At 63.9% G+C, this 13154-nt stretch carries 10 protein-coding genes; 6 read left to right on the top strand and 4 right to left on the bottom strand.

What is annotated here, in order from left to right; genetic code table 11:
- The first annotated feature begins 153 nt into the window (after positions 1 to 153).
- Positions 154 to 1437: a cystathionine gamma-synthase family protein gene (locus DT068_RS27295; RefSeq protein WP_119393074.1), complete on the top strand. Its 1284-nt coding sequence runs from the start codon at positions 154 to 156 to the stop codon at positions 1435 to 1437.
- Between the two features lie 371 nt (positions 1438 to 1808).
- Here the strand turns inward: DT068_RS27295 and DT068_RS27290 are convergent, their stop codons facing one another.
- Positions 1809 to 2414: a TetR/AcrR family transcriptional regulator gene (locus DT068_RS27290; RefSeq protein WP_119393063.1), complete on the bottom strand. Its 606-nt coding sequence runs from the start codon at positions 2412 to 2414 to the stop codon at positions 1809 to 1811.
- 145 nt (positions 2415 to 2559) lie between these two features.
- Here DT068_RS27290 and hlyD point away from each other — a divergent pair, with 145 nt between their 5' ends.
- From hlyD to DT068_RS27270, 4 genes are all read left to right on the top strand, one after another.
- Positions 2560 to 3567 (top strand): secretion protein HlyD, encoded by a 1008-nt coding sequence (gene hlyD / locus DT068_RS27285; RefSeq protein WP_119393062.1) that lies wholly within the window; start codon positions 2560 to 2562, stop codon positions 3565 to 3567.
- A 6-nt stretch (positions 3568 to 3573) separates the two neighbouring features.
- Positions 3574 to 5295, top strand: a complete 1722-nt coding sequence (locus DT068_RS27280; protein WP_119393061.1) for an ATP-binding cassette domain-containing protein — start codon at positions 3574 to 3576, stop codon at positions 5293 to 5295.
- Positions 5296 to 5713: 418 nt separating this feature from the next.
- Positions 5714 to 6856: an ABC transporter permease gene (locus tag DT068_RS27275; protein WP_119393060.1), complete on the top strand. Its 1143-nt coding sequence runs from the start codon at positions 5714 to 5716 to the stop codon at positions 6854 to 6856.
- Between the two features lies 1 nt (position 6857).
- The gene (locus tag DT068_RS27270) at positions 6858 to 7964 is read left to right on the top strand and encodes an ABC transporter permease (protein WP_119393059.1); all 1107 of its coding nucleotides are present in this window, start codon (positions 6858 to 6860) and stop codon (positions 7962 to 7964) included.
- Between the two features lie 224 nt (positions 7965 to 8188).
- Here DT068_RS27270 and DT068_RS27265 read toward each other — a convergent pair whose 3' ends face one another.
- From DT068_RS27265 to DT068_RS27255, 3 genes are read right to left on the bottom strand one after another with little or no spacing between them, the layout of a single operon-like run.
- Positions 8189 to 8893, bottom strand: a complete 705-nt coding sequence (locus DT068_RS27265) for a glutathione binding-like protein (RefSeq protein WP_119393058.1) — start codon at positions 8891 to 8893, stop codon at positions 8189 to 8191.
- 27 nt (positions 8894 to 8920) lie between these two features.
- Complete coding sequence (glpD, locus tag DT068_RS27260; protein WP_119393057.1) at positions 8921 to 10441, bottom strand: glycerol-3-phosphate dehydrogenase; 1521 nt, start codon at positions 10439 to 10441, stop codon at positions 8921 to 8923.
- 11 nt (positions 10442 to 10452) lie between these two features.
- On the bottom strand, positions 10453 to 11955 hold the full coding sequence (locus DT068_RS27255) for an FGGY-family carbohydrate kinase (RefSeq protein WP_119393056.1): 1503 nt from the start codon (positions 11953 to 11955) through the stop codon (positions 10453 to 10455).
- Positions 11956 to 12118: 163 nt separating this feature from the next.
- On the opposite strand from DT068_RS27255, the gene DT068_RS27250 reads away from it, so the two are divergent.
- Positions 12119 to 13117 (top strand): LLM class flavin-dependent oxidoreductase, encoded by a 999-nt coding sequence (locus DT068_RS27250; RefSeq protein WP_119393073.1) that lies wholly within the window; start codon positions 12119 to 12121, stop codon positions 13115 to 13117.
- Positions 13118 to 13154: the final 37 nt, after the last annotated feature.

The raw sequence follows: 13154 nt of genomic DNA, 5'->3' as shown, positions 1-13154 counted from the left end.
GATCAAGCTCGCCCGCAGGGCGGCTGAAATCGCTGAAATGCTCATAACGCGAGAAGCCCAAGACAGACCGACACTCCGTTTGGCAATATCCAATGGCCGTGTGAGAAATCCGGGCTAGACTGGTCCTCCATGGAAGTTGACGTGGAGGACACCATGCCCGCACCGAGACCGTCCAAGACGCATATCGGCAATCATCGCCTCCATCCCGAGACTTTGATGCTGGGCTATGGCTTCGATCCCGATCTTTCGGAAGGAGCCGTCAAGCCGCCGGTCTTTCTCACCTCGACCTTCGTGTTCAAGACCGCCGAAGAGGGCAAGGACTTCTTCGACTTCGTCTCCGGAAGGCGCGAGCCGCCACAGGGCACGGGTGCCGGGCTCGTCTATTCGCGCTTCAATCATCCCAACAGCGAGATCGTCGAGGACCGTCTCGCCGTCTTCGAAGGGACGGAAGCCTGCACGCTGTTCTCTTCCGGCATGTCGGCCATTGCCACCACCCTCCTCGCTTTCACCAGGCCCGGCGATGCGATCCTGCATTCGCAACCGCTCTATGGCGGAACCGAGACGCTGCTGGCGCGCACCTTCCTCAATCTCGGCATCGCCTCGGCCGGATTTTCCGACGGCGTGACCGAAGCCAGCCTGCGCGCCGCGGCGGAAGAAGCGTGCAAGAAAGGCCGCGTCCCCGTCATCCTCATCGAAACGCCCTCCAACCCCCTCAACACGCTGGTCGATATCGCGCTGGTGCGGCGCATCGCCGATGAGATCGCCAAGAGGCAGAACCATCGGCCGGTGATCGTGTGCGACAACACGCTGCTCGGCCCGGTCTTCCAGCGTCCGCTCGACCATGGCGCCGATATCTCGCTCTATTCGCTCACCAAATATGTCGGCGGCCATTCCGATCTCATCGCCGGAGCGGCGCTGGGCCCGCTTGCCGTCATCAAGCCGGTCAGGGCGCTGCGCGGCGCCATCGGCACGCAGCTCGATCCGCATTCCTGCTGGATGCTCGGCAGGTCGCTCGAGACGCTCGCCATCCGCATGGAAAAAGCCAATGAAAATGCGGCGGCCGTGGCCGAGTTCCTGCGCGATCATCCCAAGGTCAGCAAGCTGCATTATCTTCCGTTCCTCGACGCCAGGGATCCGGCGCAGCGCGTGTTCAAGGCGCAGTGCCTGGGTGGCGGCTCGACCTTCTCCTTCGACATCAAAGGCGGGCAGAAAGCCGCCTTCGCCTTCCTCAATGCGCTCGAGATCGTCAAGCTGGCGGTAAGCCTCGGCGGCACTGAATCGCTCGCCAGCCACCCGGCGGCGATGACCCATTCGGGCGTGCCGAAGGACATTCGCGACCGCATCGGCATCCTTGATTCGACCATCAGGCTGTCGATCGGCGTCGAGCATCCCGATGATCTCATCGCCGACATGACCCAGGCGCTCGCCGCCGCCTGAGCCGCAAAGCGCAACCAGGCCCTTGCAATGGCGGACAGAACCGTGGGATTTGGGAAATTCCATCGTTGGAGCTGTGTCGGGAGCTGGCGCGATGTCCTGTTTCCGTGTGCCGGTCCTGGGAACATAGGCTGATTGCCTAGGAAAATCGATCAAGACAGAACGCGCGCAGGACGAGACGGGATTTCCCTGCTAGGCGCCGGCCGAATTCCCTGCTCCCAAACAAGCGAAAACCCCAAGGGAATGATCTGTCAGGACATTTCCTGGCGACCACCTGCGGTTTGCAAATTTTCCCTGTAATTCCCTGTAAATCCCTGTATCCGTTGCCTAACTGACACAGAACCTGGCGAGGAATCATCGCCTATCCCTGTCAATTAACCACCCCTTTTTTCACCGGTGAACATCTGGGGCAAAGGCTCGGTCAGGTAGCGCTGGATCGTTGCGCCGATCACTTTGATGATCGTCTCGCGCGGCATCGCCACCAATGGCGGCAGCTTGAGGATATAGCGCGCATAGCCGAGGCCGATGGTCTGGGTTGCGATCAGCGCCGCGACTTCGGGCGCATCCGTCTCGTCGCCGCGCAGGCGGGCGACCATGGTGACGATCTGGCCGCGAAAGATTCCGCGCATCCGCTCCGCCGCTTCCTCGTTGCTCGCTGACGAGCGCAGCAGCAGCTGGAGTGAATCCGCATCAGGCTGTTCCCACCGGCTGAGGAAATGGGTGATCAGGGCCTCGCCAAGCTTGTCCCGCGGGTGGTCGCTGAGATCCGGGATGCGCAACTCGATAGCCATCGCGGCGTCGAAAAGCCCGCGCTTGCTCTCGAAATAGCGCATCACCATCGAGGGATCGATCTTCGCATCGCGCGCCACCTTGCGGATGGTGGTGCGCTCATAACCTTCCTTGCGAAACCGCTCGCGCGCCGCCTCGATGATGCGGCTGCGCGTCGTGTCGGATTTCCTCTGTCTGGTCGGGTCGCTCATTTTTCCAGGCGTTTCAGATATTTACCTCGTTGCAGATCGCCCAGCACGATATCGGCCGGGCCGCCCCAGGTTGACAAGAGGCCGGCAATGAGAATATGCCAACACTTGTTGGCATTTTGTCAAGCCCGCCTGAGGATGAACGGATATGAGACGGAGACTGGTTGCGCTGCTGGCCGTGCTCGCGCTGGGGGCATTGGCCGCCTGGTGGTTCGATCTCCCTGCCCGCCTGGGCTGGCGCGACAGCGGGGATGGCCAACTGACGCTCTATGGCAATGTCGATATCCGCCAGGTGCAGCTTGGCTTTCGGGTCAATGGCCGTGTGGCGGAGATGAAGTTCGATGAGGGCGATGCCATCAAGCCCGGCGATCTCCTCGCCCGCCTCGATGCCAAGCCCTATGAGGACGCCGTCGCGGCAGCGAAGGCGCAAGCAGATGCCCAGCGCGCCACCTATGAGAAGCTGGTGGCGGGTCCGCGCGCCGCCGAGATCGCCCAGGCGCGCGCCGCACTTCAGGAACGCATCGCCGACTTTGAGAATGCCAAGCTCGCCTATGACCGGTCCGTCCAGCTGCGACCCGGCCAGACGATCTCGCAGGCAGCGCTCGACAATGCACAAGCGGCCCGCGACTCGACAGCGGCGCGCGTGACATCGGCACGCGAGGCATTGCAGCTGCTCCTCGCTGGCAACCGCAGCGAGGATATCGCCGTCGCCAAAGCCAGCTTCGCCGGCGCCGAGGCCAATCTCTCCGCCGCCCGGACAGCGCTCGAGGACACGAGCCTCAGGGCGCCGGCCGCCGGCGTGATCCTGTCGCGGCTGCGCGAGCCCGGCGCCATCGTCGCGACCAGCGACATCGTCTTCGTGCTCTCGCTCGATCGCCCGGTCTGGGTCAGGAGCTACATTCCGGAGCCGCAATTGGGCCTCATCCATCCGGGTCTCGAAGTGACCGTCACGTCCGACTCCGCGCCCGGCAAACCCTATCGCGGCAAGATCGGCTTCATATCGCCCGTTGCCGAATTCACGCCGAAATCGGTCGAGACGCCGGAGCTCAGAACCGACCTCGTCTATCGCCTGCGCATCATCATCGATGAACCGGACCAGGGCTTGCGCCAGGGCATGCCGGTGACGGTGCATGTGCCCGGGCCTTCCGGATCATGACGCGCCATGGAAGACTTTGTCCGGATCGAAGGGGTCAGCAGGACATTCGGCGGGGAGGCGCCGGCGCTCGACCAGATCACCGCTTCGATCAAGGGCGGCGAGATCACCGGCCTTGTCGGGCCTGACGGAGCCGGCAAGACGACGCTCATCCGGCTGATGACCGGGCTGCTCAAACCCGATGCCGGCACGCTCAACGTCCTCGGCTTCGATACGCAACAGGATGCGGCGAGCATCCAGGCGGCGATCGGCTACATGCCGCAGCGCTTCGGCCTCTATGAGGATCTGAGCGTCCAGGAGAATCTCGACCTCTATGCCGATCTGCGCGGGCTGCCGCCAGCCGAGCGCGCTTCCGTCTTCGACGAGCTCCTGACCTTCACCGATCTCAAGCGCTTCACCCAAAGGCTCGCCGGCAAATTATCGGGCGGCATGAAGCAGAAGCTGGGCCTTGCCTGCGCCTTGCTCAAGAAGCCGCGCCTCCTGCTCCTCGATGAGCCGGGCGTCGGCGTCGATCCGATCTCGAGGCGGGATCTGTGGAAGATGGTCAAGGATCTGACCCTAGAAGGCATCGGCGTCGTCTGGTCGACCGCCTATCTCGACGAAGCCGAAGCCTGCACGAGGGTGCTGCTGCTCAACCAGGGCAAGCTCCTCTTCACCGGGCCGCCGAATGAGCTCACCGCCCGGGTCGAAGGCCGCGTCTTCAGGCTCACCGGCATGGAAGGACGAAGGCGGCCCCTGCTCGCCTCGCTTCTCGACCAGCCAGGTGTCATCGACGGCGTCATCCAGGGTGAGGCCATCCGCCTCGTCACGGCGGAGAAGAGCGACAGCAAAGGCCTCGAGAGCGCTCTCGCTTCCCCCGCCAGGCTCGTCAGGACGCCACCCCGTTTCGAAGATGCCTTTGTCGACATGCTAGGCGGCGGTCCCGGCGGAAAGTCGAAGCTCGCGGAGGCGATGAAGCCGCATCAGGATGCCAATCCGCATGTGATCGAGGCGAAGGGCCTCACCAAGCGCTTCGGCGATTTCACGGCAGCCAAGGACATCACTTTCGACATCAGGCGGGGCGAGATTTTCGGCCTGCTCGGCCCCAATGGTGCCGGCAAGTCGACGACCTTCAAGATGCTGTGCGGCCTGCTCAAGCCGACATCGGGCGAAGGCCGGGTCGCCGGCTTCGATCTCAGGCGCGACAGCGCGGAAGCCCGCAACCGGCTGGGCTACATGGCGCAGAAATTCTCGCTCTATGGCGATCTCAATATCGGGCAGAATCTCGACTTCTTCGCCGGCGTCTATGGCCTCAAGGGCGAGGCGAAGCGCGCCCGGATCAGGCTGGTGAGCGACATCTTCGATTTCGCGGTCCATGCCGACCAATCGGCCAAGGATCTGCCGCTCGGCCTCAAGCAACGCCTGGCGCTCGCCTGCGCAGTCATGCATGAGCCCGAAGCGCTCTTCCTCGATGAGCCGACCTCTGGCGTCGATCCGATCACGCGGCGCGAATTCTGGACCCATATCAACGGGCTCGTGGAAAAGGGCGTCACCGTGCTGGTCACCACCCATTTCATGGATGAAGCCGAATATTGCGACCGCATCTCGCTCATCTATCACGGCCAATCGATCGCGCTCGGATCCCCCGATGAGCTGAAAGCCAAGGTCGCCACACAGGACAATCCCGACCCGACGATGGAAGACGCGTTCATCGCCCTGGTCCAGGGCTCCGAAGCGGAGGTGCAGGCATGAGAACGAGAGCTAGTACGCATGCGCCAATACCCTCGCCCCCATCGGAGGAGAGGGAGGGGCCCAATGCGGAGCATTGGGAGGGCGAGGGAGAACGCGCACAATCTCCCTCCGCCGCGCGAAGCGCGGGGAGGGTGGCCGCCCGCAGGGCGGACGGGTGGGGTCTCTCCGTCGACAAGTGTCCAACACCTGGTTTGAACCACTCGCAGATATTTTGCTTGATAGATCTTCCTCGCATAGACACCCCACCCGTCGCGCGTTCCGCGCGCCACCCTCCCCGCCTCTCGCCTTCGCGAAGCCGAGGCTTCGCTTCGGCGGAGCAAGGTCGGCGGTGGAGGGAGAATCGGCGCACGTCACTTAACCTAGCGCCTATGCCCCTAACCCCCGTGGGGGGAGAGGGGATTGTCGGGAAAAGCGGCAGATGAGTTCGCATCAAGGAAACAAAGGCTCCAACCGTGCCCGCCGTCTCGCCGCCCTGGTGCGCAAGGAGACCTATCAGGTCATCCGCGACCCGAGCAGCATCCTCATCGCTTTCGTCCTGCCGCTCATCCTCCTGTTCCTGTTCGGCTACGGCGTCTCGCTCGATGCCAACCGCACCCGCATCGGCGTCGCCGTCGAGGTGATGACGCCGCTGACCCAGGATCTCGCCGCGAGCTTCGCAGGCTCGCGCTATTTCGAGGTCAGGCAGGGGCGCGACCGGCGCGAATTCGAGGACGCGCTGGTCGTCGGCGATGTGCGCGGCATCGTCGTCATCCCGGCGACCTTCGCAACCGATTTCGCCGCGCACAACAACCCGCAAGTGCAGGTCATCGTCGACGGCACCGATCCCAACACCGCCAATTTCGTGCAGAGCTATGCGCAAGGCGTGGTCGCGACCTGGATGCGGCAGCGAGCCAGCGAGACGCCGCGCGAGACCGCCGGCATCACGGTGGAGCAGCGCTTCTGGTTCAATCCCGAGCTGACCAGCCGCTTTTTCCTGGTGCCGGGCTCGATCGCCATCGTGATGACGCTGATCGGCACCTTGCTCACCGCCCTCGTGGTCGCGCGCGAATGGGAACGCGGCACGATGGAGGCGATGATGGCGACGCCCGTCACCGCGCTCGAGCTGCTGGCCGGCAAGATCATCCCCTATTTTATCCTGGCCATGGCGTCGATGACCTTGTGCGTGCTCGTCGCCGTGTTTCTCTTCGGCGTGCCGTTCCGTGGCTCGCTTGTGGCGCTTTATGCGATCTCGGCCGCCTTCCTGCTGCCGGCGCTGGGCCAGGGGCTCCTGATCTCGGCCGCGACCAAGAATCAGTTCCTGGCCTCGCAGCTTGCCCTCCTGTCCGCCTTCCTGCCGGCCTTCCTCCTCTCGGGCTTCCTGTTCGAGATCGGCTCGATGCCGGTCATCATCCAATGGATCAGCCTGATCGTGCCGGCGCGCTATCTGATCCCGAGCCTGCAGACCGTGTTCCTTGCCGGCGACATCTGGCCGCTCTTCCTCAAGAACATCGCCATATTGCTGCTCGCCGGCCTGGTGTTCCTCGGGCTTGCGGCGCGCAGCACCGTCAAGAGGCTCGCCTGACATGTGGCAAAGGCTCACGGCGCTCATCATCAAGGAACTGCTGGCGATCCTGCGCGATCCGCGCGGGCGCACCGTGATCATCGTTCCCCCTATCCTGCAACTCCTCGTCTTCTCCTATGCGGCGACGCTCGAGGTGAAGAATGCCGATATCGTGATCCTCAACCGCGACAGCGGCAAATGGGGCCACGAGCTCATCCAGCGCATCGACGGGGCGCCCACTTTCCGGCGGCTGGTGCGCACCGATGACGAAAGGACCTTGCATGAGCTGATCGACCGCCAGGAAGTCATCGCCGCGGTGCAGATCGGCCCCACATTCTCGCGCGACCTCGAGGCGCGCCGCTCGGGCGATGTGCAGATCATCCTCGACGGGCGGCGGTCGAATGGCGCCCAGATCGTCTCCGGCTACCTGACCCAGATCATCGCATCGCTCGCCGCCGATCTGAGCACGGCGCGCGAGCGGGCGGCCGCCGTCAGCGTGGTGCCGCGCTACTGGTTCAATCCCAATCTCACCTTCATCTGGTTCACCGTGCCGAGCCTCGTCGCCATTATCGCGCTGCTGATCGGCCTCATCGTCACCGCTCTGTCGGTGGCGCGCGAGCGCGAGCTCGGCACTTTCGACCAGCTGATGGTCTCCCCGCTCAGGACGCATGAGATCCTCATCGGCAAGCTGACGCCGCCGATGATGATCGGCCTCTTCCACATCACGCTTTACGTGCTGGCCGCCGTCTTCATTTTCGGCATACCGCTGCGCGGCTCGCTTTTCCTGCTCTATGGCAGCGCCGTCTTCTACCTGGCTTCCGTGGTCGGCATCGGCCTTTTCATCTCATCGCTGTCGCTGACGCAGCAGCAGGCCATTCTGGGCGCCTTCGTCTTCATGGTGCCGGCAGTGCTGCTGTCGGGCTTCGCCACACCGATCGAGAACATGCCCGCCTGGCTGCAACCGGTGACGCTCGTCAATCCGCTGCGCTATTTCCTGGTCGTGGTGAAGGGCGTGTTCCTCAAGGACATACCCTTGAGCGAAGTCGTCCACAACACAGTGCCGCTGGCTCTCATCGCGCTCGGCACGCTGAGCGCGGCCGCGTGGCTGTTCCGCAGCCGACTGGAATGAACACGACCTACCCTCGCCCCGCTTCAGCGTGGAGAGGGAGGGACCCATTGCGCAGCAATGGGAGGGTGAGGGGCCTGTATGAAAATTGCACGCAGGCCCCTCACCCTTCCCGCCGCTGCGCGGCGGGCCCCTACCCTCTCCCCGCTAAAGCGGGGCGAGGGTGGAAGGCCCACCCGCGAGATGTGTGCACATGATATCGGCATTCGTCGGGATAAGGTGAGCAGCTACCTCACCACCGCGGCGGTCTGGCCGAACAGAACCTTCTTTTCCTCATCCGTCATCGGCCGGCCGGATTGCGGATTGATCTTCTGAACCTGGGCATAGGCGGCAATCGTCGCCGGGCGGGCGCGGATGGCCTCGAACCAGCGCTTCATATGCGGGAAGTCGTCGAGATTCTGGCCCTGGCGCTCCCAGGAAACAGTCCAGGGATAGATGGCCATGTCGGCGATCGAATAATCCTTGCCGGCGACGAAAGGACGATCGGCGAGCCTTTTGTTCAGCACGCCATAGAGACGGTTCGTCTCCTTCACATAGCGCTCGATCGCATAAGGGATCTTTTCCGGCGCATAGTTGCGGAAGTGATGATTCTGGCCGGCCATGGGCCCGATGCCGCCCATCTGCCAGAACAGCCATTGCAGCACCTCGGCACGGCCGGCGAGATCGGCGGGAATGAACTTGCCGGTCTTCTCGGCGAGATAGAGCAGGATGGCGCCCGACTCGAACAGCGAGATCGGTTTCGATCCGGAGGCCGGCTTCGTATCGACGATCGCAGGAATGCGGTTATTGGGCGACACGGCAAGGAAATCGCGCTTGAACTGGTCGCCCTTGCCGATATCGATCGGGATGATGCGATAGGCAAGCCCCGCCTCCTCCAGGAACATCGTGATCTTGTGGCCGTTGGGCGTCGTCCAGTAATAGAGGTCGATCATGGCAAGCTCTTCCGAGAGTTGGAGGGATCAGGAGGGAATGTCAGGCGGGGTCTTCACCTTCACATAGGAGGCAAGCCCGCCGATCTCAACCGGCGACAATCTGAGGCCCAGCTTGCTGCGCCGCCAGATGATGTCCTCGACACCCCGCGCCCATTCGGTGTCCATGAGGAAATCGACTTCCCGCTGATAGAGATCGGCGCCCATATGCCGGCCCAGATCGGCAAGGCTCCGAGCGCCGGCCAGCAGGTCATCGCTGCGCGTGCCATAGAGCCGGACATAGCGATCCGCCTGCATTTCCGGCAGAAAAGGGAAGCGCGATCGGAGCGTCCGGCGATAGGCTTCGATGCCGCCCGCGCCAAAATCGCCACCTGGCAATATGTCCTCGCGTGAGCTGCTCTCGGCCGGCCAGGGCATGATCGCGCACAGCTTCTGCATTGCATGTTCCGCAAGTCGGCGATGCGTGGTGAGCTTGCCTCCGAGCACGGTCAGGACAGGCGCCTTCCCGGCCGCATGGTCGATCTCGAAGGCATAATCGCGCGTCAGCGTCTTGAGATCGCCGTCGCGTCCGCCGCCCGTCTCGAACAGCGGGCGCACGCCCGAATAGCTCCAGACGATGTCGGCGCGCGTCACCGGCTTCTTCAGGAACGCATTCACCTCGGCCAGCATGTAGTCGATCTCCTTGTCGGAGATCGTGACTTTTTCCGGTGCATCCTCCCAGGGCTCATCGGTCGTGCCGATCGAGGTGAAGTCGCGCTCATAGGGAAAGGCCTCCATCAGCCGGCCGTCGCCCGTCTGCAAGAAATAGCCATGCTCGCCCTCCCATTGGCGCGGCACCACGATGTGGCTGCCGCGCACCAGGCGAAGCTTGCGGCCGACCGCAATCTTCATCTTCTCCGCCACATCGATGACCCAGGGGCCTGCAGTGTTGACCAGCGCACGCGCCTTCACCTCGACCACTGCCCTATTGTCTTTTTCGAGCGTGATACGCCACAGATCGCCGGCGCGCTCGGCTTTCACGAAACGATGCCGCGCCAGTATGTCGGCGCCACTGCGCTCGGCGCCCAGCAGGTTGGCGATCACCAGGCGGGCATCATCGCCGCGGCAATCGGAATAGACGAAAGCATGGCGATAGCTTGGCTTCAGCGCCTCACCGGCCGCATGCCGATGCAAGTCGATGGCCTCGGAGCGGCGCAGCACCTTGCGGCTGGCGAGATAGTCATAGAACAACAGACCGAGGCGGATCATCCAGCGCGGCCGCTGGCTTGCGACATAGGGCAGGACGAGACGCAGCGGCCAGACGAGATGCGGCGTGCGGCGCATCAGGATCTCGCGCTCGATCAAGGCATCGCGCACCAGCTTGAAATCATAGGTCTCGAGATAGCGCAGGCCACCATGGATGAGCTTCGATGACCGCGACGATGTGCCCTCGGCGAAATCCTGCATTTCGCACAAAGCCACCGCAAGGCCGCGGCCCGCCGCGTCGCAGGCGATCGCCGCACCGTTGATGCCGCCGCCGATCACCAGGAGATCGTAGATTTTTTCCGTCATGTGGTCCGGCTTCAGTCTTTCTTTCGGCCATAGGAGGCAATGAGGAATTCGACCGCCTTCGTCCACTCGCCATAGGAGGTCTCATAAGGCTTCGACGCGTCGGGCTCCACGATCGCGCTTGCGCGCGGCAGAGCGCGCAATTCATCGAGCGACGTCCAGCATCCCGCCCCCAGTCCCGCCATCAGGGCGGCACCGAAAGGCGTCATGGCGTCCGTGGCCGATACCGCGAGCGGCACGCCCAGCACGCTCGCCTGCATCGCGGTGAAGTAGCGCGAGCGGGTCACGCCGCCATCGACCTTCACCAGAGGGAGCTTGCTCCTGCCCGCGATCCCCTCCAGCACGGCGCGGATCTGGTAGCAGATCGCCTCGAGCCCGGCATGGGTGATATGGCCCTGGCTGGTGGCCTCGCTCAGTCCCAGAAGTGCGGCGCGCAGATCGGGCTGCCACCAGGGCGAGGCAAGTCCCTGGAAGGCCGGGATCAGCAGCACGCCGGCATTCGATCCCGCTTTCTCCGCTTGAGCGGCGACAGCGGCGCCGCGGCCTTCGAGCCCGAGGCGTTCGCTCAGCCAATCGAGGATCCTGCCGGCATACATCACGAAGCCTTCATAGGCATAGCTCGGCCTGTCGAGCTGCCAGGCAATGGTCCTGATGATCCCGTCACCCGCTGCCGGCGGTGGTGTGTGGCCGGCATTCATCCACAGGAAGGCGCCGGTGCCATAGGTGACCTTGAGTTCGCGCTCATTGTAGCAGCCATGGCCGAAGAGGGCCGCCTGCTGGTCGCCCAGCACGCCGGTGATCGGAATACGGGCGTCGAGCAACCGCTCGCTGGTCGCGCCGAATTTCGCATCGGAGCGGCGCAGTTCCGGAAATGCCGCAAGGTCGAGCCCGAACAAGGTGCCGAGCTCCTGGTCCCAGCTCAACCGTTCGATATCGAACAGCATGGTGCGCGAGGCATTGCCGGGCTCGGTCGCATAGGTCTGGCCTTCGGTCAGCGCCGAGATCAGCCAGGAGTCGACCGTGCCCCAGCGCAGCCGCCCGTCGCGCAGGCCCTGCGCGATTTCGGGGCGATGACGGGTGAGCCAGAGAAGCTTCGCCGCGGTGAAGGTGGGGTCGAGATCGAGTCCGGTGCGCTTCCTGACGAGTTGACGCGTATCGTCGCTCGTCAATGGCTGCAGCTCCTCCGCCCCGCGGCGGCACTGCCAGACGATGGCGGGCATGACCGGCGCGTTTGTCGCGCGGTCCCACACCACCAGGGTCTCGGTCTGGTTGGCAATGCCGAGCGAGACGATCTCGCCCGGCTTCAGCGCCAGCCGATCGAACAGCTCGCGGACCGCCGCCAGCACATTGGCCAGCATGAGGGCCGCATCCTGCTCGACAAAACCGGGTGCGGGCGATGTGGTGGCGATAGGACGGCTCGCCTCGCCGAGCACGCGCCCCTGCCTGTCGATCGCCAGCACCTTGGTGTTGGTCGTCCCCTGATCGATGCCAAGGATGATCTCGCGCGGCGCGGGCATGATAGACTCGGGAAGGCTCTTCGGGGCTTATGCGGGGCCGGCACCTTGCCATGTCGGCCGCCAAAGCAAAACCCCTGGCGGCATCAGCTATGCGGGAGCGGCATTGCAGATCGAAGGCCGAGCCCCCATTTTTGCCTTTCCCGCCGCCGCCCCAGGTCCCCGCATGATCGCCTACTCCCTTCTCGACCTCTCTCCCATCCCGGAAGGCGCCAGCGCCGCCGATGCGTTCCGTCATACGCTCGATCTCGCCCAGCATGCGGAAGCTTGGGGCTACAAGCGCTATTGGCTGGCCGAGCATCACAATATGAGCGGCATTGCGAGTGCTGCCACCTCGGTGGTGATCGGCCATGTGGCGGGCGGCACCAGGACCATTCGCGTCGGCGCCGGCGGCATCATGCTGCCCAATCATTCGCCGCTGGTCATCGCCGAGCAGTTCGGCACGCTCGAATCGCTCTATCCCGGCCGCATCGATCTGGGGCTCGGGCGGGCGCCCGGCACCGACATGCTGACCGCCCGCGCCCTGCGGCGCGACCTCGCCACCGCCGCCGACCAGTTCCCGCAGGATGTCATCGAGCTCCAGATCTATTTCGACGATCCAGAGCCCAACCAGAGGATCCGCGCCGTGCCGGGCGCCGGACTCAAAGTGCCTTTGTGGATCCTGGGCTCAAGCCTGTTCGGTGCGCAGCTTGCCGCGCATCTGGGCTTGCCTTTCGCCTTCGCCTCGCATTTCGCGCCTGATGCGCTCATCCAGGCGATTGCCATCTATCGCGAGCGCTTCCAGCCCTCGCAGCAGCTCGACCAGCCATATGTCGTCGCCGCTGCCAATGTCATCGCCGCCGACAGCGATGCCGAAGGACGCCGGCTCTTCACCTCACTGCAGCAATCCTTCGTACGTTTGCGGCGTGGCACACCGGGACAATTACCGCCGCCGATCGACGACATCGATGCCTTCGCCGCGCCGCAGGAAAGAGCGGGCGCCGATCATTCGCTCGTCTATTCGTTTGTCGGCGCGCGCGCGACGGTCAAGACCGGCCTCGAGAATTTCCTGGCGCTGACGCAGGCCGATGAGCTGATGGTTACCGGCCATATCTATGATCACCAGGCGCGGCTGCACTCTTTCGAGATCGCCGCTGACGTGCTTCGGGCGCTGGTTAAAAGCTGATTCATTTCAACAGGTTGAATCGGACTCTTAAGAAAAT

Source organism: Taklimakanibacter lacteus (assembly GCA_003576695.1).
GTDB classification, from domain to species: domain Bacteria; phylum Pseudomonadota; class Alphaproteobacteria; order Rhizobiales; family Aestuariivirgaceae; genus Taklimakanibacter; species Taklimakanibacter lacteus.
The sequence above is the reverse complement of the archived record's forward strand: the minus strand, read 5'-3'. Positions and strand labels throughout refer to the sequence as shown.

Bases quoted from the DNA above. Each gene is read 5' to 3' on its own strand.
- DT068_RS27280 (WP_119393061.1), top strand. From the start codon at position 3,574: ATGGAAGACTTTGTCCGGATCGAAGGGGTCAGCAGGACATTCGGCGGG.
- DT068_RS27290 (WP_119393063.1), bottom strand. From the start codon at position 2,414: ATGAGCGACCCGACCAGACAGAGGAAATCCGACACGACGCGCAGCCGC.
- DT068_RS27255 (WP_119393056.1), bottom strand. From the start codon at position 11,955: ATGCCCGCGCCGCGCGAGATCATCCTTGGCATCGATCAGGGGACGACC.
- DT068_RS27275 (WP_119393060.1), top strand. From the start codon at position 5,714: ATGAGTTCGCATCAAGGAAACAAAGGCTCCAACCGTGCCCGCCGTCTC.
- DT068_RS27270 (WP_119393059.1), top strand. From the start codon at position 6,858: ATGTGGCAAAGGCTCACGGCGCTCATCATCAAGGAACTGCTGGCGATC.
- DT068_RS27295 (WP_119393074.1), top strand. From the start codon at position 154: ATGCCCGCACCGAGACCGTCCAAGACGCATATCGGCAATCATCGCCTC.
- DT068_RS27250 (WP_119393073.1), top strand. From the start codon at position 12,119: ATGATCGCCTACTCCCTTCTCGACCTCTCTCCCATCCCGGAAGGCGCC.
- glpD (WP_119393057.1), bottom strand. From the start codon at position 10,441: ATGACGGAAAAAATCTACGATCTCCTGGTGATCGGCGGCGGCATCAAC.
- DT068_RS27265 (WP_119393058.1), bottom strand. From the start codon at position 8,893: ATGATCGACCTCTATTACTGGACGACGCCCAACGGCCACAAGATCACG.
- hlyD (WP_119393062.1), top strand. From the start codon at position 2,560: ATGAGACGGAGACTGGTTGCGCTGCTGGCCGTGCTCGCGCTGGGGGCA.